Genomic DNA, 20,786 nt, shown 5'->3' with positions numbered 1-20,786 from the left:
TGATGCGCGTAGGGTTATTTGTGCCTTGTTATGTAGATCAGTTTTATCCGCAGGTGGCTATCGCTACCCTGCAATTGCTCGAGAAATTGGGTGTGGAAGTAGTGTACCCCCAAAACCAAACCTGTTGCGGGCAGCCCATGGCCAACTCGGGCTTTCAGCATTTAGCTAAAGGTTGCAGCGATCTGTTTATCAAAAACTTTCAGGGGCTGGATTATATCGTATCGCCGGCAGGCAGCTGTGTGCTGTATTTGCAGGAGCATTTGAGTGAAGATCATCATAGTCCCGAATATATGGGCCATAAAGTATATGAGCTAACCTCGTTTTTAACGGATGTGTTAAAAGTGGAGAATTTGAACGCCAGTTTCCCGCACAAAGTGGGCATGCACCAAAGCTGTCACGGACAGCGTGGTTTGCATTTAAGTTCGATGAGCGAACTGGTGGCACCATCGTTTTCCAAACCGGGCAGTTTACTGAATATGGTGAAGGACATAGAAATGATAGACCTGAAACGTGTAGACGAATGCTGCGGCTTCGGCGGCACGTTTTGTGTAACCGAGGAAGCTGTATCGGTTAAGATGGGGAAAGATAGAGTTGCTGATCACGAGCTGCACGGTGCGGAATACATTACCGGGGCCGATATGTCATGCCTGATGCATATGGAAGGCATCCTTAAGCGCCAGGGTAGCCCGGTAAAAGTGATACATATTGCCGAAATTTTAAACGCGGAATGATGGAGCCTACAACGAAAGAACACGCCCAACTGGCCGACGATTTTAACCGCGACGAAGACCGCGTAAACTGGCACGACGAAACCCTTTGGTGGGTACGCCAAAAACGCGACCGCATTGTACAAACCCTCCCCGAGTGGGAGGATCTCCGAAACGCGGCATCGGCCATTAAACATAATGTGCTGGGTAACCTGCACAAATACCTGGAGCAATTTGAAGCGCAAGCCACAGCCAACGGCGTCACCGTACATTGGGCCGCCAATGCCGAAGAGCATAACCAAATTGTTCATAGCCTGCTTAAATTGCACGGTATCACCCGCATGGTAAAAAGCAAATCCATGTTAACTGAAGAATGTCACCTGAATGATTATCTGCAGGAGCACGGTATAGAAGTAATAGATTCTGACCTGGGCGAACGTATTGTTCAATTGGCTAAAGAACCACCAAGCCATATCGTTCTACCCTGCATCCACAAAAAGAAAGAGGAGATAGGCGACCTGTTTCACGAGCATTTAGGCACACCAGCCCATGAAAGTGACCCACAGGTACTAACCGAAGCCGCCCGCCAGCACCTGCGCGAAGTATTCATCACCCGCCGTGCCGCGCTAACCGGTGTAAACTTCGCAATAGCGGAAACCGGCGAATTTGTAGTTTGCACCAACGAAGGCAACGCCGATATGGGCGCGCATTTGGCCGATATTCATATCGCCAGCATGGGAATCGAGAAACTGATCCCGCAGAAAAAGCATTTGAGTATTTTCCTACGTTTGCTAACGCGAAGCGCTACGGGGCAGCCTATAACTACGTATAGCAGTCATTTTAAAAGTCCCCGTCCCGGGCGGCAAATGCACATTGTGTTGGTGGATAACGGACGGACGGTACAATTAGGAAGAGAAGATTTCCGAAACTCTTTAAAATGCATCCGTTGCGGGGCTTGTATGAACACCTGCCCGGTTTACAGGCGTAGTGGTGGGCACAGCTATCATAATGCCGTAGCGGGGCCGATAGGGTCTATACTGGCGCCAAACCTGGATATGAAGAAATTTAAAGACCTGCCATTTGCCTCAACCCTTTGCGGATCGTGCACCAATGTGTGCCCGGTTAAGATAGATATTCACGATCAACTCTATAAATGGCGACAGGTATTAGTTAAAAAAGGCCTCGCTCCAAAAGTCAAGACGCTCAGTATGGAAATCATGAGCACTACGTTATCATCGCCAACCCTGTACCGTATGGCCGGCAAAGCGGGGAGGCTTACGCTAAAATACATGCCATTTGCTGTAAATAATAAACTAAACCCCTGGTACAAACAGCGTGATCTTCCGGCCCCGCCCGAGCAATCCTTCCGCGAATGGTACCAGCAAAACCGAGGTAAGAAATGAGCAGCAGGGATAACATATTAGCGGCGGTAAAAGCCAACCAACCCGCAAACTCGGCCTTGCCTGATCTGGGCAGGTTTCAATATGGTGATGCCGGCGCTTATGAGCAGTTTGTACAAACGCTCACCAACATAGGCGGTAAGTTAATTAAGGTAAAAAGCTGGGATGAAATAACAAACATCTGCGCCAGCCAATACACCGGCAAGCGTATGGTATCGCCTGTTGAGGAATTAAATGGTTTCGAACACCTGCAAAAAGATATCGACCCACATACCCTTTACGATGTAGAACTAGCCGTGATCAAAGCTCACTTCGGCGTAGCCGAGAACGGCGCGGTTTGGGTTACCGAAGATTTGATGGGTATACGTGTGTTGCCATTTATCACCCAACACCTGGCCGTAGTTATAAAAGCTACAGATATTGTGCCCAGCATGAACGAGGCTTATGATAGGATAGCACAAATCCCGGCGTACGGCTTCGCGTCTTTCATCGCCGGGCCATCCAAAACGGCGGATATCGAGCAATCGTTAGTAATAGGAGCGCATGGGCCGAGGAGCATGACGGTGTTTGTTTTAGATTCAACTGATTTTTGATTGATTTCACCGATTGAGGGTTGATGTTACAGATAGGGTTAGATTTCACCGATTAGTTGACACTGACCCAACCCCCGTAGGGGTTTAAGCTTGGTAGCAAATAGTATATCTCCACCTAAACGTGCCGTCGGTACGTAACTTAAGTTGCATACCTACGGCATGCATTTATTTCGTTATCTGGTTTTTCTACCGGGCTTTTGCACCTACGGCGCATTTGGGCTTACCAAAGAAACAGAAGCATCGCAAACAAAAACACCGACCCTGTATCCAGGATCGGTGTAATCAATATCAAAATCTGTGTAATCTTAATTAAACAGAGAAACTCTCGCCACAGCCACAGGTACGGCTTGCGTTAGGGTTATGAAAGTTAAAGCCTTTGCCATTTAGGCCGTCGCTAAAGTCAAGCTCGGTGCCGGCCAGGTAAAGGAATGATTTCATGTCAAGTGCCATGCGTACGCCTTTATCCTCAAAAAACTGGTCGCCTTTTTTCTCTTCGTTATCAAAATCAAGGTTGTATGATAAGCCTGAGCAACCACCACCCTGTACAGATACCCGCAGAAAATACGAAGCATCAAGCCCCGAATCGCGCATCAGATCTTCTACTTTACTTTTTGCTTTATCAGTTACAGTTACCATTTCTTTTTAGAATCAAGAGTCAAGAACCAAGACTATGAGTATTCAGTTGTTTTTTATAAGATCAGGAGTCAAGAGTTAAGACTATCAAGTATTCAATCTTGACTCCTGGCTCTTGATTCTTGCTTCTGATATTAATGATGTGATTTTTCCAGCTCGATAGCTTCCATGCCGTTTTTAACGCGGTAATCGTTAATGGCAGCTTTAATAGCATCCTCGGCTAAAACCGAGCAGTGAATTTTTACCGGTGGCAGGGCCAGTTCTTCCACGATGTCCATATTGTCTATGTTCATTGCGTCGTCAATAGTTTTACCTTTCAGCCATTCGGTAGCTAATGATGATGAAGCGATAGCCGAACCACAGCCGAAAGTTTTAAACTTAGCGTCGGTGATCACGTTATCTTCGCCAACCTCAATTTGCAGGCGCATAACGTCGCCGCACTCAGGGGCACCAACCAGGCCGGTACCTACTTTATGACTGCTTTTGTCTAAAGTACCAACGTTGCGTGGGTTAGTGTAATGATCAATTACTTTATCTGAATATGCCATTTTATTTTTAGATATGAGATTTGAGACGTGAGATATGAGATGTTCTCAAATCCGGCTTCCCAAATCGGGTGATTTTTATTTCTGTTTATCTAGTTGATCTGTAAAATAGGAGTCTCAAATCTCATATCTCACATCTCAAATCTTCTTAGTGTTCCGCCCACTCAATCGAGTCAAGGTCGATACCTTCTTTGAACATTTCCCAAAGCGGCGACATGTTGCGCAGGTTGGTAACCGCTGTTTTGGTTACTTCTATTGCATAATCAACTTCCTCTTCGGTGGTGAAACGACCTAAGCCGAAACGGATAGATGAGTGAGCCAGGTCGTCTGACAAGCCTAAGCTTTTCAGCACGTATGACGGTTCCAGCGAAGCTGAAGTACAAGCCGAACCTGATGATACGGCCAGATCTTTCATCGCCATCATCAAACCTTCCCCCTCCACATATTTAAAGCTGATGTTGGCTACGTGTGGTAAGCGGTGCTCAACGTTACCGTTAACATAGCTTTCCTCTAATACGGTTAACGCGTTTTGCAATTTATCGCGCAAAGCTGATAGACGGATGGCTTCGCTTGCCATTTCGGCGTTAGCCAGTTCGGCAGCTTTACCCAGGCCAACAATACCCGGTACATTAAGCGTGCCTGAACGCATACCGCGTTCGTGGCCGCCACCGTCCATTTGAGCAGTAACTTTAACACGTGGTCCTTTACGGCGTACGTATAAAGCACCTACACCTTTAGGACCGTAAAATTTATGTGCCGATAAGGCAAGCAGGTCAATACCGTCGCGGTTAACGTCAACAGGTATTTTACCAACAGCCTGTACAGCATCGGTCATAAACAAAGCACCATGTTTGTGTGCAATGTCTGATATTTCTTTTATAGGTTGTATAACACCGATCTCGTTGTTACCGTACATAACCGATACCAGGATAGTTTCAGGTGTCATAGCAGCTTCCAAAACCGCAAGGTCAAGCAAACCGTCTTCTTTCACTGGCAGGTAAGTAACACGGCCACCTAGTTTTTCAACGTGTTTGCAAGCGTCTAAAACAGCTTTATGCTCGGTAACGGTAGTGATAATGTGGTTGCCTTTTTCTTTATACATTTCAAACACACCTTTAATAGCAAGGTTGTCTGATTCGGTTGCGCCAGAGGTGAATATGATCTCTTTTTCGCTTGCGCCAATTAATTTGGCCACTTGCTCGCGGGCATAATCAACGCCTTCTTCGGCTACCCAGCCAAATGGGTGGTTACGGCTTGCGGCATTACCAAACTTAGTAGTAAAGTAAGGTATCATGGCCTCCAGCACGCGTGGGTCCATTGGGGTAGTAGCGTTATTATCCAGATAGATTGGAAGATTCATCTTTTAAAAAATATAATATAATACAAAGATAAGTAAGTTTTGCGGAAACGTATCTAAAAGTATAACCTAAATAGTCATATTAAACTAATAATTTTCGCAAAGCCGTTGGTAAGGCTTTGTAAATGATGCCAATGTTTGCGCAAAATCATGTTTTTGCTTTTTCGGTAAGTGCCTGCGCCTTATTGTTTTTAAATTCGTATTTTTGCGCCGTTGTTACTGCTATTATGGTAACAATATCTTCTTAATCTACACCGGGTATGAGCATCATTCATAACAAAGATATCGGTACCAAACAAAAAGCCTTAGCGCTCAATCTCGACCCCCGAGTTTATGGTTCGTTTGCCGAAATAGGGGCCGGACAGGACGTTGCAGCAAATTTTTTTAAAGCAGGTGGCGCATCGGGCACTGTAGCCAAAACCATGTCGGCCTATGATATGGCTTTTTCCGACGCTATTTACGGCGTACAAAAAAGCCGCCGCTATGTAACCGAAGAACGCCTGATCTCCATGCTTAACCATGAGTATGGCCTGTTACAGGAGCGCCTCTCCAAACAACGTGGCGATGCCACTACCTTCTTCGCGTTTAGCGATACCGTAGCCGCGCTTAACTACAATAAAACCAACGAGGGCCACGGCTGGATGGGCGTACGCTTCCAGCTGGAACCTAACGGACCGTTTAACGATGTAGTAATACACATTAAACTGCTTGATAATGATAATAACCTGCAGCAGCAGGCCGTAGGTATTTTAGGGGTGAACCTTATTTATGCCTGCTTTTACTATAATGAATACCCGCCGCTGTTTTTGCTGTCGCTGATGGATAACCTATCAAAAGACAGCGTGCAGATAGATATGATCCGTTTTGAAGGGCCAAGCTTTGCCAAGGTGGATAACCGCCTGATGAGCCTGCACCTGGTGAAATACGGATTTTCGGACGCCGCGGTGTTTGGTCCGGATGGTAAGAACCTGCAACCTACCGATGCGCTGTATAAAAAGCATATTGTGGTGATCAGGGGTCGTTTCCGCCCGCTCATTAACGTACATATGGACATGCTCAAAACCGGTGTGAAACAATTTATGCAGGAGGCCGATGTTGATAAGAAAAATGTTAAGGTAGTTACCGAATTAACCCTGCAATCGTTACAAGAGCGCGATGCCGACCCAACCAGCGAAATTGACGAAAAAGATTTCCTGGATAGGGTAGATATCCTTTGCTCATTAGGCCAAACCGTGCTAATATCCAATTTCCACGAATATTATAAACTGGTAGCCTATCTATCTAAAATTACCAAGTTAAAACTGGGCGTGGTGCTGGGCTATCCCAACCTGGAATATATTTTCTCTGAAGAGCATTATCAAAACCTGCCGGGAGGTATTTTGGAATCTTTTGCTACGCTGTTTAGTCGTAAAGTGAAACTGTTTATTTACCCAACCCTACGTAATGGTGTGATATGGAACTGCCTGCGCTTCCATCCGCCGGCACACCTCATAGACTTATACCGCTACCTCATTGCCAACAACAAAATTGAGGACATACGCCACTTTAACGAAAACAACCTGAACGTAGAAACCGACAACGTACTGGCCCTGATAAAGCAAGGCGCCACCGGCTGGGAAGAATACGTACCCGCCGAGGTTGCCGCTATTATTAAAGAGCGCTGCCTGTTTGGTTACCCTTGCGATGTGCCGTTGGAGCTTTTGGAGAAGGATAAGGAGATATCGGAGCGGAGTAATAATTGAGTTTGTAGTTCATGGTTCATAGTTGATGAATCATGGTTGATGAATTAAATTAGGATGTCATCTCGAACGATAGTGAGAGATCTATACACACGTTAAGCACGCGGCTCGGCTAGTGTATAGATTTCTCCCATTGGTCGAAATGGCATTTTTATTTATTGCCCCTTTTTAGCCCCTGCAATCCCGCCACTTACCGAATAATTAGCCGCATTCCCCGGCTTCCTTGCCATGTTTTGTTGGCTGATAATTAATTTTCACCATCATAACCCAAAACACAATGAAAATCAAAACAATAACTCTTGGTATAGCAAGCTTAGGCATTATTTTGACGGCCTGCAACAATAACCCCGGTAAAACCAACACCGAAAAAATAGCCTACATTATGGATCAGGCCTATCAAAATAAAAAATTTGTCGGCAACGTGCTGGTGGCCGATAGCGGACGGGTTATTTATAAAAAGAGTTTCGGTAAAAATAACGCGGCGGGCGATGTTCAAAATAATGATACTACCAGGTTTTTGGTCGGCTCATTATCAAAACCCGTAACCGCTATCATTATTCTTCGGCTGGCAGACAAGGGATTGCTTGGCCTGCACGATCCTATCAATAAATATTTAAATATAAGCAAAGCCGATGTCGGTAAAATCACCATTCATCAGCTATTAACCCATTCATCGGGCATTAACGAGGTAATAGGTAAGCAGCGGGGTTTTAATATTGTCGATTCGCTAAACAAAGCCCCCATAGAATTTACACCGGGGAGTGATTTTGAGTATTCTAATTCGGGTTATGTAACATTAGCCAAAATTGCGGAAGCTGTTACCGGGAAGACTTATGCCAGCCTGGTTAAAGAAGAGATAATGATCCCGGCACATTTAACACAAACCGGCGTAGCTACAAGCGCCCAGGTAGGTAAATATTTTATTGGCTATACAGCTATTGAGCAAACCAAACCTGTGGTGGTTGATTTTGCTTTTGAGAATGTAAACGGAGCAGGGTCCATATATTCAACCACCGGCGATCTTTATCGCCTGCACGAGGCTTTGAATGGCGATAGTTTACTTTCGCCGAAGGCCAAAGCACTGATGTTTAAACCTCAGATAAACGATAAGTATGGTTACGGCTGGTTTGTGCGCGAACGTGGAGGGATTATGGACACCTATTACCATAAAGGAAATATAGTTGGATATACCGCTTTTATAAGCAGGCGCACGCAGGTTAACCAGGCTGTAATACTACTTACTAATACCCAAAACGATGGTATTGCCGATTTGGAGAAGGATATAGCTAAGGTGTTGAAATAGCGGGCTGTGCTATTATTCTACGTTGGTCCGGATTTTTAATCCCGGACCCAAGAACCGCGGATTTGCAATCCGCTAAACGAAAACTCCATATTTTATTCCCCATATTTGTACATGAACAAAATAGAACATATCGGCATCGCCGTAAGCGATTTACAAGCCGCCGGCAGCCTGTATGAAAAACTATTGAACACCACCATTTATAAGACCGAAGAAGTACCCACCGAAGGTGTTACCACCGCCTTCCTGCAGAGCGGCCCGAATAAAATAGAACTGCTGCAAGCCGCAAACCCCGATAGCCCCATAGCCAAATTCATTGCCAAAAAAGGGGAGGGTATCCATCACTTAGCCTTTGAAGTTTTTGATATTAAAGCCGAAATGGCCCGACTAAAAAGCGAAGGCTTTGTTTTGTTAAGCGATGAGCCTAAACCTGGCGCAGATAATAAACTGGTTTGCTTTGTGCATCCTAAAAGCGTGGGCGGGGTGTTGGTGGAGTTGGTGCAGGAGGTAATCAAAATATGAAGATATGTTTCAACTGGGTGTTGCTGTTGGTATCGCTGATGATCGGCGTCGCTTGCAACTGCAAAAATAATTCAGCTAAGCAGGCGCAATCGCTGGAACTATGGCATCACATAACTATTCAGTCAGAAAACCGGGTGCTCATAACCATCCGGAGTTATAATGATACAGCTACCGTAAAAGTTTATCACGCAGGCAGCATCTTTTCTCCTCCTCCGCCCGGGCCAATAAAAGTAGATACTATAAAAACAAACTTTACTGCATTAGAGCGTGATAGTATTTACTATTTAGCTAAAGATATTGTCGAGCATCGCGTAGAAACGACGAAATTTTGTACCGAATTTATCGGCGATCTGGAAGTGATGATCAATTATGGGCAGCAATCACAGAAAATAGAATATTCATCAGTTTGCGATTGGAACAAGCTTTCTGGAAAAACGCAGCAACTTCATGACCTGTTAAGGCGCAGAATTAAGGATGTTTATTTAGGAGAAAGTAATTATCCTAGGCGATAGTATACAATCACAAAGCCAAACCTGACATGCTGCTAAAAGCAGGTTTTCGGTTCTCGCCGGTTATTACATTATCGTACTATTTCTTATATTGTCTTTTAATGAAAAATGCCTTGGCCCTTATTTGTTTATTTAGCTGCTTGTTTTTTGATAAAGCAGTGGCTCAGGTAGTGCATTGGGACGGTGATCTGTTAGTCGAAGTTGGAATCCGCCGATCGGGTACCGGTTGCCTGTATACACACTTTGTAAACGATAAACCCGAAATTGGTTTGCCCGAATTTGGAGAGTTTAATGAAACGCGCTACTGGGCCGTAAATAAAGGCGACGAGCCGATAGTGGCTCACACAACGCACCTTCCCGGTCCTTCGGGTTTTGCTTTTGTGTGTAACAGGCTTTCTAATAGTGTAAGTATTATCGATGTTATTACCAATAAACCCGATGGTACTGAGATACCTGTAGGGATAGAACCTGTCGGGATGGCGCTCAGCTTTGACGGCAGCAAGTTATTTGTGATAAATTCAGGGTCCAGGTCTGTTTCGGTTATAAACACCTTATTACGGAAAGTAGAAAAAACTATTCCCATTGGGCATTACGCCGTTAGTGTTTGCGTTAACAGAGCCGGCACAAGCCTTTATATTCCTAATTACCTGGATAATAGCGTATCGGCTGTTAATACAACTACCAATGCTATAACAACCATCCCCGGCATTGCAGGTGCCTATGACATCTGCATCAGCGCCGACGGTAACCGCCTTTATGTTAGTAATAACAATCCAAATAGTAGCGCGCCATCAACGGTAACGGTTATCAATACACAAACCAATAGCATAATAACACAAATACCCGTTGGCGTACAACCCGAGAGTATAACCATAGGGCGAAGTGGGAATGTTTATGTAGTTAATTCCGGGTCAAATTCGGTCTCGGTTATTAATACTATCAACAATACGGTACTTGAAACCATCCCGGTAGGTAACAGGCCACATGGGCTTGCTTTAAACGCCAGTAACAGCATACTTTATACGTTGGATGAAACCACGCATCAGCTTTTAGCTACCGAGCTGGTTACAAAAAATACCGTCCGTGTTAATTTAAGTGGTTCGGGGTCGCGGGGCATAGGCCTTAGTGTTGATGGGCAAAGCGTTTATATACCCAACACGGCAAGTAATAATGTATCGGTTGTTAATACACGCACTAACAAAGAAATTGCCCTGGTAGAAGTACAGGATGCACCAACAGCGGCGGGTAATTTTGTTATTGATGGACAAACCTGCTACGCCGTGCCATGGACAATAACGATTTATCCGGCACCGCGGGTTAAAGTAAGGTATCTGTTAGGTAGTATCACCACCTGTTCGGGCAAGCCCTCTTCCGCTGTGTTAGAAATGTCGGTAGAAGGGCTTTATCAAAAAGGCGATCTTACGATTACCGCGCCGCCGGGTTTTGAAATATCCCGGTCATTTGATAAGGACTATGCCGGAAGCATAACCCTGATCCCCACAAAGTATATGGTAAAGCCTACTACGCTTTTCATCCGTACCACCAGTACGGCCACGGTGGGTAATATTACCGGCGACGTTGTATTTACATCAAAAGACATGACCGATAAATACGCGGTATCGGCCACGGTCAATCAATCGGCCAATGTAAATCCGGTCGCTTCGCAAAATGTAAAAGGGGGAGAAGCAACTACGGCCGTAGCATTTACCGGCGTAGCCGATGGTTTTACCTGGACAAACAGTGCGCCGGGCATTGGCCTGCCGGCTACCGGTACCGGTGATATTGCCGCTTTTACAACTATAAACAAAACCAATAAAGCCATTTTGGCTAAAATTACGGTAACACCCGTAACTACCTTGCCATGTGGCAGCACGCCCACAACCTTCACCATAACCGTACTGCCCGATGGTACGGCCCAGCCACCACCATCAGCTGCGCTGGTGCCCAATACTTTTACCCCCAACGGCGATGGTATTAATGATACCTGGGATATGCCTAAGCTAACTATAACCGGCAGCGTAACTGTTTATAACCGCTACGGCGCTGTAGTGTTTAATTCAAAAGCGTATCCGCACCCCTGGGATGGAAAATCAAAAAATAAAGATATCCCGACAGGTACGTATTACTACATGATCATTGTTAATGATAAGGAGAAACCCATTTCCGGTTATGTGACGATATTGAGGTGATCATGCGTCACCACAATACGTGTACTACTGTATGAGTTAACCAGTACACTAATTTTTTATATAAATTATTGTTAATCAAAACTTTGCTTAGTGTAGTAGGTGCGGGTTAAAAAGTGTAGCACCTGTAGCGCTACGCATAAACCGCTACACTGCGCCCTTATCGGAGCCCCGCAAAAGCGGCCCGATAATTTTTTTTAATTTTGGCTTTTTACTTTTAACTTATTTTAATAGATTTGCACCTCTTTTACAAGAAGAGAAGTAACGAAACCAATTAGCCAATGTAGGTTATTGAAAGTTTCGACCTGATAAAGAAATAACAATAACGATGAAAAAAGATCTGCATCCTTCAAACTATAGATTAGTTGTTTTCAAAGACATGTCAAACGACTATGCTTTCATGACTAAATCATGCATTGACACTCGCGAAACCATTAAATGGGAAGACGGTAACGAGTATCCATTAATCAAATTAGAGATCTCGCACACCTCGCACCCGTTCTATACCGGTAAAATGAAACTGGTTGACACTGCAGGTCGTATCGATAAATTCCGCAGCCGTTACGCCAAGAAATAATTTTCTGGTGTTAATAAAATATTTACAAGTCCCGGCCTAGCAGTCGGGACTTTTTTTATTTTTGCGGTATGGCAATTATCCTATTCGACGATAACGCGCATCGTACCTTACAGCCGCTTACCTTTACCCGCCCGGTTGCCGATCTGCGCATCGGTATTTTAACCATCGCCGAAAAATGGGCCAAACATCTTGGTGCCGAATTTTCGTTCCAAACCCAACCGTATTTGCAGGAAAAGTTCCCGAAAGTAACCGGGGAGAATGATCTGTACATCAATGGCTCCATATGCCCGGATGAAAGCCTGCTGGAAGCCGTGCGTAACCTGCAGGATGGCGAGGCTCTTAAACAAGGCGAGGTTTTAATAGCCAGCCGCAATCCGGTTGAAACCGAGATCGAATATGAGCCTTTCGTCATAGCCATCAAACACCCCGAAGATATATTCAGCAAAAACGATATTGAGCTGCGCAAGGATTTCAAACTATTAACCAAAGGCCGCACCAGCGCAACTATAAGCTCAACCAACGTTATCCTGGGTAATGATTTTTTCGCCGAGGAAGGCGCCGTTGCCGAGTGTTCAACCTTTAACACCAACAACGGCCCCATATACCTTGCAGCCCATACCGAAGTTTGGGAAGGTACTCACATCCGTGGCCCGTTTGCGCTGTGCGAACATTCGCAGGTTAAAATGGGTGGTAAAATATATGGAGCCACCACTGTTGGCCCACATTCGCGCGTAGGGGGCGAGATCAGTAATGCTGTTATATGGGGTTACTCGTCAAAGGGCCATGATGGTTTCCTGGGTAACTCGGTAATGGGCGAGTGGTGTAACATTGGCGCAGATAGCAATAATTCTAACCTAAAAAACAATTACGCCGAAGTAAAGCTGTGGGATTACGCCACGCAGCATTATCGTAAAACAGGTTTGCAGTTTTGCGGTTTAATCATGGGCGACCACTCTAAATGCGGCATCAATACCATGTTTAACACCGGTACGGTAGTGGGCGTAAGCGCCAACGTATTCGGATCAGGCATGCCGCTGAACTTTATACCCGATTACGCCTGGGGCGGTGCCGGTGGTTACGAAACCTATTCCATCAAAAAAATGTTCGACACGGCCGAGAAAGTATATGTACGCCGCGACCGGGTATTTGACGACAAAGAGCGTAACATCCTGAAAGAAGTATTTAAACTGACGGAAGAGTATAGAGAGGATTTTTAAATAGATCATAGATCATGGCCAATAATCCATGATTCAATAAAACAATAAACATTAACAACTATGGACTATCGACTATGGTCCATCGACTAAAAAAACCAATCATGAGAAAAAAAATTGTTGCCGGTAACTGGAAAATGAATATGGACTACAACGAGGGCCTTACCTTGTTTACCGAAGTTATCAATATGGTAAAAGACGAAGCTACCGGTACGCAGGAAGTAGTAGTTTGCAGTCCGTTTATACATTTGCATAGCCTGGCAGCTTTAGGTAAAGGCTATGCAAAAATTTCTATCGGCGCGCAAAACGCACACCAGGCCGAGTCTGGTGCTTACACAGGCGAGATCTCTGCTAGGCAGATCAAATCTGTAGGTGCAACTTACGTAATTTTGGGACACTCAGAGCGTCGCCAGTATTTTGGCGAGAGCAATGAGCTGTTGGCTAAAAAAACCGATACCGTACTGGCTAATGACCTTAAACCCATATTCTGCATTGGCGAAACATTAGCCGAGCGCGAAGCCGGTACCCACTTTGATGTTATCAAAAGCCAATTGGTTGAAGGTGTTTTCCATTTGGATGAAACCCAGTTTGCCAAGTTGGTAATTGCTTACGAACCGGTTTGGGCCATTGGTACAGGCGTAACTGCAACATCTGATCAAGCTCAGGAGATCCACGCGTTTATTCGCCAGGAAATTGCTGCTAAATACAGCCAGGTAATTGCCGATGCCACTACCATTTTATACGGCGGTAGCTGCAACCCTAAAAACGCTGCCGAACTATTCGCGCAAGCAGATATTGACGGTGGTTTGATAGGTGGCGCGTCACTAAAATCGCGCGATTTTACCGATATTGTTAAAGCGTTTAACTAAATAAACTGGCATCGATAGAATGACATACGTTTATATTGGCTTAGTGCCTGTGTTTATTCTATTTATGCTTGTTTCTTACAAAAAATTAAGAAGTAGCGAAAGACTACGAATATTATCTATCGTTACTTTTATTTTTGGTGTCTTGGGGTTATACATACAAACACCGGAAGCCGCAGTATTTACGTCTGCTTTTGTATATGTTACAAGCTATGCTTTCTTTAGATATTTATATTTGAAAAAGTATGCCATGGAGCCGACCTATAACAGATTGTCATTGTATGACGAAGAGGAGGGTAGAAAGCAAAATTGGTTAGATGTAGTTACATTTGTGGTTCCGCTTATGCTGAGTTTGATTGTGCCTATAGGTTTAACAATTATTAAAGCATCCAACTAAAAATTTGATTCAAAGGGAATGGGTAGGTTTGCGAAAGGTTTTTTCAGAAATATACTATTCCCTTTATTGGCTTTTTGGGTGTTTGCCCTTTTTATTAAATTTACCCTTTTTTTTGGTAAAGTAGGTACCGATGCTATGGGCGAGGACTCGGTTAAGGGCCTCATTTCCTATTACAAAACATTTGCTCCGGTACAAATGCTTATCGCCGTACTTACCCAATGGATAATTGTGATGCCATTGTGGGGAAGTATACTAGCCAAACCCAAACGCGCCATACTTATTTTTGGATTAATGCTTTTGGTGTGCCTGCTGGCAGCTTTTGGTATCTCCTATATTATATGGGACCCAATAACCGGCTACCAGCATTTAATGCACACGTTCCTGTTTATGGCGGGCGTACAGGTGTTTTACTGGGTGATAAATTTTGCGTTGTTATACCTTTTGGACCGTAAGAGATTCAAGCGTCAACCCAATGCCGTGGCGGACGATAAGGAAACTGAAGAATAAACAATGAATTACTACGAATTACACTTCACCACCCAAACTAGCGAAGACTACCAGCAAGACCTGCTGATAGATGCGTTGAGCCAGGTTGGTTTTGATACTTTTGAAGATATTGACAGCGGCTTTAAAGCCTATATTCCCGAAGGGGATTATAATACCGAAGCGATAGAAGAAGCATTATCTCCTTACAGGGAAATGTTCTCTTTTGCTTATGAAGCCACACTTATCCCGCAAAAAAACTGGAACGAGGTTTGGGAAAGTAATTTTGAACCGATCAGCATTGGCGATGAGGTTTTCGTTCGTGCTACTTTCCATGAACCCAGACCAGAGTTTAAGTACGAGATTATTATCGATCCTAAAATGTCATTCGGCACGGGCCATCATCAAACTACGGCGATGATGCTGAAGTTGATATTGGAGAACGAGTGGGAAGGTAAGAAGGTGTTGGATATGGGCTGCGGTACAGCTATTTTGGCTATTATGGCGGCACAGTTAGGCGCAGCCGAATTGGTGGCAATTGACTACGATCCGGTTTGTTATGAAAGCACTATCGAAAATTCGCAACTGAATAATATCAGCAATATTACCGCGCTTTGCGGCTCAAAAGAAGCCATCCCTGATGAGCAGTATGATACCATACTGGCTAATATCAACCGTAATATTTTGATTGACCAGATGGAACGCTACAACCAGGCGCTTAAGCCGGGGGGCGAGATCTATTTCAGCGGGTTTTATGAAACGCCCGACCTGGATATCATCAAAGACGAAGCAGGTAAATACGGTTTAAAATACATCACTCATAAAACTGATAAAGACTGGGTGGCAGCAAAATTTGTAAAATAATATGAGGGTTCACTTTATAGCTACTGGCGGCGCCGCCATGCACAACCTGGCCATAGCGCTGCATAAAAAAGGATTTGAAGTTACCGGATCAGACGATGTGTTGTTTGAGCCATCGGCATCGCGCTTACAAAAGCACGGTATTTTACCTGCCGAAAATGGCTGGTTCCCTGAAAAGATAACGACTGATCTGGATGCCATCATCCTGGGGATGCACGCCCGTATTGATAATCCTGAACTGTTAAAAGCACAGGAGCTAGGTATTAAAGTATACTCGTATCCCGAATACATCTACGAACAATCAAAAGACAAGCAACGCGTAGTAATAGGAGGCAGCCATGGTAAAACTACCATCACTTCCATGATATTGCACGTGCTACAGGCTGCCGGTAAAGATTTTGACTATATGGTAGGTGCGCAACTGGAAGGCTTCGAAACCATGGTTAAGCTAACCCAAGAGGCGCCAATCATTGTTATTGAAGGTGATGAATATTTGGCATCGCCGATTGACAGGCGGCCTAAGTTTCACTTGTATAAAGCCAACATTGGCGTTATCAGCGGCATAGCCTGGGATCATATCAACGTATTCCCAACCTTTCAAAGCTATATCGACCAGTTTAAAATTTTTATTGATACCATCCAGCCTAACGGTAAACTGTTTTACAGTGTGGATGATGAGGTGCTGGCTAAAGTAGTGGCCGAAGATACATCGGCTACGCAAAAAACGCCTTATACTTTGCCCGAGTATGTGATTGAGAACGGAGTAACCACCATCATCGCCGAAGGAGAAAAATACCCTTTACAGGTATTTGGCGATCATAACCTGTTAAATATGCAGGCCGCGCGTTTGGTGTGCGAAAGCCTTGGTATTAATACTGCCGACTTTTACCGGCACATCACTTCGTTTAAAGGCGCGGCCCGCAGGTTGGAGTTAGTTGGTAAAAACGATGTGGCAACCATTTATAAAGATTTTGCGCATTCGCCATCAAAACTTACGGCCACTATCCACGCCGTGAAAGCACAGTTTCCCGACAGGAAATTAATAGCCTGCATGGAGCTGCACACCTTTAGCAGCCTGAATAAAGACTTTTTAGCCGAATATGCCGGCACCATGGACGAAGCCGACGTTGCCATAGTTTTTATTGATAAGAAAACTTTTGAGCAAAAAAAGATGGAGCCCTATCCGACCGAAGTGGTGCAAGTAGCATTTGCTAAGGACGATTTGACCTTTTTTAATGATCCAGCCACCTTATTGGGTGAGTTAGAGTCGGTTAAATTAGAAAATGCCAACCTGTTAATGATGAGTTCGGGCAACTTTGGCGGCATTGATTTGGTTGGTTTGAAAAATAAATTATTGTTATAATATTTGAAATAAAATAAAAAGCAGTAACTTTATTAACTATTGCGAAACCCTTACCCTTATTTTGTAACATAAAATGAAATCATTAGGAAAAAAAATCAGACTATTACGTCATCAAAAAGGATGGAGCCAGGAGGATGTGGCAAAGAGGTTAGATATATCAATTCCCGCGTTTTCGAAAATTGAAACCGGTATAACTGATATTAACCTGTCGCGCCTGGAGCAAATATCTACTTTGTTTGATATGTCTGTAGTGCAACTGCTTACATTTAATGATTTAGAGCAAGAACAAAAATTTGTGAACGAGCTTGACGTTGTTAATAAAAAGCTGACTGACAGGGAGATTGAGATTATCGATCTGCAGAAAAAGGTTATTGAGCTGTTTGAAGAGCTTAGGCATAACAAAGCGACAGCTTAGTTAAACCAGATTTATAGTTGAAAGCGTAAGCGCCAGGCTTACAGTGTAAATACCCCTGTTCCAAAAAGCTTTGTGCTTACCTTTTCGCTTTTTTTTGTTAGCTAGAAATACAAACGCATTGTTAAATGCTTATTAGCAAAGGTGGCGCCAGTTGCCTGGTGTATAGCTATCATTTTCTCATTAAAATCGCCCACCCAGGATAGTTCCAATTCTTTGTATTGATTTAACGGCAATACATATTCGCCCACCTTAATAAATAGTGCCGACTCCAAACCATGGTTTTGAAACTTTTGCTTAGTGCCCATTACCACAGCACGCATACGGCTAACGCCTTTCCAGCGGTAATATAAAAACTTCAGTTTGCCTATCAGGTTAAGCTTACCGTTAAGGGGTTTAAGCATTTGATTAGCATCGGGCAGTATGATGTTGAATGATGCCGGCTCGCCGTTTACATAGGCAAACCATATCAGGTTCTCATCCATTATCTGCTTCATTTTATTAAAGCTTTGGATGATGGTTTCGTGGTTAATAGGTACAAAGTTTTCAAAGCCAACCCAGGCATCGTTATATATCTCCATAAAGTCGGCGGCAAACTGGTCTATCTGGCTTACTTTAAGGTGCTTAAATTCATAGCCTGGTTTTTGGCTCACCCATTTGGCTATCTTGCTAAAACGCTCGGGGAAGGGTTTTAAAACATCAATCTTGTTGGTTATCTGCTCATACAGCTTGGTAAACCCGTAGTGCTCAAAAAAAGCCTTGTAATAGGGTGGGTTATAATTCATGCCGTATGATGGCGGATTAAATCCCTCAACCAGTAAGCCCCAAAAAGTATCGTTTTCGCCGAAGTTAATAGGGCCATCCATGGCTTGCATTCTGTTTTGCTGCAACCAGGCTTTGGCGGTATCAAATAGTTTAAAAGCGGCTTCTTCGTCTTCTATACACTCAAAAAAGCCAATGCCGCCGGTAGGCTTGTCATAATGGTAAGCCTTTTCATCATTAATAAACGCGGCAATCCGTCCAATAAGGTTACCGCTATCATCTTTCATTACCCAGCGTATACATTTACCGTGACTATGAAAATTGTTTTTAGCCGGGTCAAATACCGCCTCTACATCATTATCAAGGGGGCAAACCCAATTTTGGTCATCTTTGTAGATAACGCGCGCGGTATCTAAAAATGCCTTTCGGGTAGCTTTATCATTAACTTCAATAATGTTCATAGGTGGATGTTTGTTATAGGTAAATATAAAAAAAGCATCCAGGGCCGGGGCCTTGAATGCTTTAAAAATACTGTATTTAATATTAATTAATAATCGTCGTCGTCATCATCGTCATAGCTTTCTATGCCCAGATCATCCAGGTTGCCGTCAAAATCTTCATCTTCGTCAACAACTTTCTTTTTCGGTGTTGATTCTAGTGAATCGTCATCATCATCATCTTCCTCGGTGCTTTTAGGAATTTTTTTATTGTCAATTTTTTTTGGCGTTCCCATTGCGTTGTTGTTTTTGTAAGTGTATCTGGTTATAAGCTCTTTTTAATTTGATAGCGGCTTGTTGATAAGCTCTATCTTATTAATAGTAAAAATAACTAAAAATCATTTTTAATGAAAAAACATTTAAAAATTATTCCTGCTCCTCGCCAATGGCGTTTTCGGCACTTGTAAGTTCTTTTATATGAGGTAATTCTTGCAGGCTGTTTATCCCAAAATAATCCATAAATAGCGGACTGGTGCCATATAAAATAGGCTTGCCAATGCTTTCGCTCTTGCCCACAATGGCAATTAATTCTTTTTCCAACAGCTTTTGTACCGAGTAATCGCAGTTAACTCCGCGTATTTGTTCAACATCGGTTTTGGTTACCGGTTGTTTGTAGGCTATAACGGCAAGGGTTTCTAAAGCGGCCTGGCTCAGTTTCTTTTTCGAGCGTTGTAACTGTAGCAGGCTAATAACCGGATGATAAGCTTTTTTAGTTAAAAACTGGTACCCGTTGTTAATCTGCACCAGTTCAATAGCAATATTATCGGCAGCGTATTTTGTTTTTATCTGGGCAATGCTTTCGTTTACTTCCTCAATTGTAAAATCGCGCTCAAAGGCGGCTTGCAGGCAATACAATATCTCTTCAATACGAATGCTTTGTTCGGAAGCGAATACCAGGGCTTCTATATAAAGTTCGGGCTGTACCATATTTAGTAAAATTAGTCTTTTTTGAGGGCGATGCAACTGTAAAATGTAAACCGGTTTTTAAATATGACTATCAAAAATTAACCATTTTAGGAATGTTTTATACTTAAAGTTAAATTAACATTCCTGTAAGGGTTGACTTTTACATGACAATTGAAAACTGTGGCTGATGAATTGCGTACGTACAAGAAACTACTACTAATAAACTTAATTTTTAATTGTTTACTTATGAAAACAGAACCACAAATTGAAACAGGTGATGTAAACATGGCCCGCCGGTCGTTTTTACGTTATGCCGGGGTGGGCGTTGCGGGTTTGGGCGTTATGGCCGCAGCCAGCTCTTGCCGTAAAAACAATAACAATATGCCAATGACAGGCATTGATATCGGCGCAACCGGCGACTTCGCCATTTTAAACTACGCTTACGCGTTGGAGCAGTTAGAAGCCGCTTTTTACGTAAAAGTGGTTGCCAGCATGTACAGCGGCGCAAGCACAGCTGAAATAGCCCTAATGACTGATATCCGCGACCATGAAGTTGGTCACCGCGAGTTTTTCAAAAAGGCCTTAGGTACTAATGCCATCCAGGATCTGGAAGTTGATTTTAGTTCTATCGACTTTACCAACCGTGCCAAAGTTTTAGGCGTAGCGCAGGCTTTTGAAGATACCGGCGTACAAGCTTATAACGGTGCTGGTTATTTAATTAAAAGCGCAGATTACCTGACCATTGCCGGTAAAATTGTTTCGGTAGAGGCGCGCCACGCGGCTTATATACGCAACCTGGTTAGCCCGGGAAGCTTTGCCGACAATACAATTTTGGATGGCAGCGGAATGGATAAACAAAAAACCATCCCCGAAGCATTGGCAATTGCAAACACTTTTTTGAAAACAAAAGTGAATGCATCAAACTATGGTTACGTATCATTTTAAAACAGCACAGTC

23 protein-coding genes are annotated in these 20,786 nt (G+C 43.7%); 17 read left to right on the top strand and 6 right to left on the bottom strand.

The genetic code is table 11. From position 1 onward, the window contains the following. Window positions 1–2: 2 nt before the first annotated feature. From AC59JT_RS10775 to AC59JT_RS10765, 3 genes are read left to right on the top strand one after another with little or no spacing between them, the layout of a single operon-like run. Window positions 3–731, top strand: coding sequence for a (Fe-S)-binding protein (locus tag AC59JT_RS10775; RefSeq protein WP_497399358.1), 729 nt, complete (start codon window positions 3–5; stop codon window positions 729–731). Then, on the top strand, window positions 731–2,110 hold the full coding sequence (locus AC59JT_RS10770) for a lactate utilization protein B (RefSeq protein WP_497399356.1): 1,380 nt from the start codon (window positions 731–733) through the stop codon (window positions 2,108–2,110). Before AC59JT_RS10775 ends, AC59JT_RS10770 begins: the two co-directional genes overlap by 1 nt. Then, window positions 2,107–2,700: a LutC/YkgG family protein gene (locus tag AC59JT_RS10765; protein ID WP_497398607.1), complete on the top strand. Its 594-nt coding sequence runs from the start codon at window positions 2,107–2,109 to the stop codon at window positions 2,698–2,700. Before AC59JT_RS10770 ends, AC59JT_RS10765 begins: the two co-directional genes overlap by 4 nt. Window positions 2,701–3,009: 309 nt before the next feature. Here AC59JT_RS10765 and AC59JT_RS10760 read toward each other — a convergent pair whose 3' ends face one another. From AC59JT_RS10760 to AC59JT_RS10750, 3 genes are all read right to left on the bottom strand, one after another. Then, window positions 3,010–3,336: a HesB/IscA family protein gene (locus AC59JT_RS10760; protein ID WP_299358601.1), complete on the bottom strand. Its 327-nt coding sequence runs from the start codon at window positions 3,334–3,336 to the stop codon at window positions 3,010–3,012. Between the two features lie 131 nt (window positions 3,337–3,467). Next, window positions 3,468–3,881 carry a Fe-S cluster assembly scaffold IscU gene (gene iscU, locus AC59JT_RS10755; RefSeq protein ID WP_497398605.1) on the bottom strand — a complete coding sequence of 138 codons (414 nt, stop codon included), beginning with the start codon at window positions 3,879–3,881 and terminating at the stop codon, window positions 3,468–3,470. A gap of 145 nt (window positions 3,882–4,026) precedes the next feature. Next, window positions 4,027–5,238 (bottom strand): IscS subfamily cysteine desulfurase, encoded by a 1,212-nt coding sequence (locus AC59JT_RS10750; protein WP_497398603.1) that lies wholly within the window; start codon window positions 5,236–5,238, stop codon window positions 4,027–4,029. 257 nt (window positions 5,239–5,495) lie between these two features. Between AC59JT_RS10750 and AC59JT_RS10745 the strand changes: the two genes are divergently transcribed. The 13 genes from AC59JT_RS10745 (at window position 5,496) to AC59JT_RS10685 (ending at window position 17,667) form a co-directional block, all read left to right on the top strand. After that, window positions 5,496–6,977 carry a TonB-dependent receptor gene (locus AC59JT_RS10745; RefSeq protein ID WP_497398601.1) on the top strand — a complete coding sequence of 494 codons (1,482 nt, stop codon included), beginning with the start codon at window positions 5,496–5,498 and terminating at the stop codon, window positions 6,975–6,977. 274 nt (window positions 6,978–7,251) lie between these two features. Next, on the top strand, window positions 7,252–8,277 hold the full coding sequence (locus AC59JT_RS10740) for a serine hydrolase domain-containing protein (RefSeq protein ID WP_497398599.1): 1,026 nt from the start codon (window positions 7,252–7,254) through the stop codon (window positions 8,275–8,277). A gap of 111 nt (window positions 8,278–8,388) precedes the next feature. Further along, complete coding sequence (gene mce / locus AC59JT_RS10735) at window positions 8,389–8,796, top strand: methylmalonyl-CoA epimerase (protein ID WP_497398597.1); 408 nt, start codon at window positions 8,389–8,391, stop codon at window positions 8,794–8,796. Next, window positions 8,793–9,308, top strand: coding sequence for a hypothetical protein (locus tag AC59JT_RS10730; protein WP_497398595.1), 516 nt, complete (start codon window positions 8,793–8,795; stop codon window positions 9,306–9,308). The genes mce and AC59JT_RS10730 overlap by 4 nt, the downstream gene beginning before the upstream one ends. 137 nt (window positions 9,309–9,445) lie before the next feature. Beyond that, complete coding sequence (locus AC59JT_RS10725; RefSeq protein ID WP_497398593.1) at window positions 9,446–11,494, top strand: T9SS type B sorting domain-containing protein; 2,049 nt, start codon at window positions 9,446–9,448, stop codon at window positions 11,492–11,494. A 325-nt stretch (window positions 11,495–11,819) separates the two neighbouring features. Beyond that, window positions 11,820–12,068: a type B 50S ribosomal protein L31 gene (locus AC59JT_RS10720; protein ID WP_497398591.1), complete on the top strand. Its 249-nt coding sequence runs from the start codon at window positions 11,820–11,822 to the stop codon at window positions 12,066–12,068. Between the two features lie 68 nt (window positions 12,069–12,136). Next, entirely contained in the window at window positions 12,137–13,285 is a 1,149-nt protein-coding gene (locus AC59JT_RS10715) for a GlmU family protein (RefSeq protein WP_497398589.1), read from the top strand. A 101-nt stretch (window positions 13,286–13,386) separates the two neighbouring features. After that, window positions 13,387–14,151, top strand: coding sequence for a triose-phosphate isomerase (gene tpiA, locus AC59JT_RS10710; protein WP_497398587.1), 765 nt, complete (start codon window positions 13,387–13,389; stop codon window positions 14,149–14,151). A 19-nt stretch (window positions 14,152–14,170) separates the two neighbouring features. Continuing rightward, complete coding sequence (locus AC59JT_RS10705; protein ID WP_497398586.1) at window positions 14,171–14,545, top strand: hypothetical protein; 375 nt, start codon at window positions 14,171–14,173, stop codon at window positions 14,543–14,545. Window positions 14,546–14,563: 18 nt separating this feature from the next. Further along, on the top strand, window positions 14,564–15,052 hold the full coding sequence (locus tag AC59JT_RS10700; protein WP_497398584.1) for a hypothetical protein: 489 nt from the start codon (window positions 14,564–14,566) through the stop codon (window positions 15,050–15,052). Window positions 15,053–15,055: 3 nt separating this feature from the next. Continuing rightward, a complete protein-coding gene (prmA, locus tag AC59JT_RS10695; protein ID WP_497398582.1) occupies window positions 15,056–15,892 on the top strand; it encodes a 50S ribosomal protein L11 methyltransferase in 837 nt (278 codons plus the stop codon). A 1-nt stretch (window position 15,893) separates the two neighbouring features. Further along, window positions 15,894–17,252: a UDP-N-acetylmuramate--L-alanine ligase gene (locus AC59JT_RS10690; protein ID WP_497398581.1), complete on the top strand. Its 1,359-nt coding sequence runs from the start codon at window positions 15,894–15,896 to the stop codon at window positions 17,250–17,252. A gap of 73 nt (window positions 17,253–17,325) precedes the next feature. Continuing rightward, window positions 17,326–17,667, top strand: a complete 342-nt coding sequence (locus AC59JT_RS10685) for a helix-turn-helix domain-containing protein (protein WP_497398579.1) — start codon at window positions 17,326–17,328, stop codon at window positions 17,665–17,667. A gap of 101 nt (window positions 17,668–17,768) precedes the next feature. On the opposite strand, the gene AC59JT_RS10680 is transcribed toward AC59JT_RS10685, so the two are convergent. The 3 genes from AC59JT_RS10680 to scpB form a co-directional block, all read right to left on the bottom strand. Beyond that, a complete protein-coding gene (locus AC59JT_RS10680) occupies window positions 17,769–18,887 on the bottom strand; it encodes a GNAT family N-acetyltransferase (protein ID WP_497398577.1) in 1,119 nt (372 codons plus the stop codon). 86 nt (window positions 18,888–18,973) lie between these two features. Continuing rightward, window positions 18,974–19,159 (bottom strand): hypothetical protein, encoded by a 186-nt coding sequence (locus tag AC59JT_RS10675; protein ID WP_497398575.1) that lies wholly within the window; start codon window positions 19,157–19,159, stop codon window positions 18,974–18,976. 130 nt (window positions 19,160–19,289) lie between these two features. Then, window positions 19,290–19,850 (bottom strand): SMC-Scp complex subunit ScpB, encoded by a 561-nt coding sequence (gene scpB, locus AC59JT_RS10670; RefSeq protein WP_497398573.1) that lies wholly within the window; start codon window positions 19,848–19,850, stop codon window positions 19,290–19,292. A 225-nt stretch (window positions 19,851–20,075) separates the two neighbouring features. Between scpB and AC59JT_RS10665 the strand changes: the two genes are divergently transcribed. Continuing rightward, window positions 20,076–20,774: a ferritin-like domain-containing protein gene (locus AC59JT_RS10665; RefSeq protein WP_497398571.1), complete on the top strand. Its 699-nt coding sequence runs from the start codon at window positions 20,076–20,078 to the stop codon at window positions 20,772–20,774. Window positions 20,775–20,786: the final 12 nt, after the last annotated feature.

The organism is Mucilaginibacter sp. A3364 (genome assembly GCF_059690715.1).
Note: the sequence above shows the minus strand (reverse complement) of the source record. Positions and strands in the feature narration are given on the sequence as shown.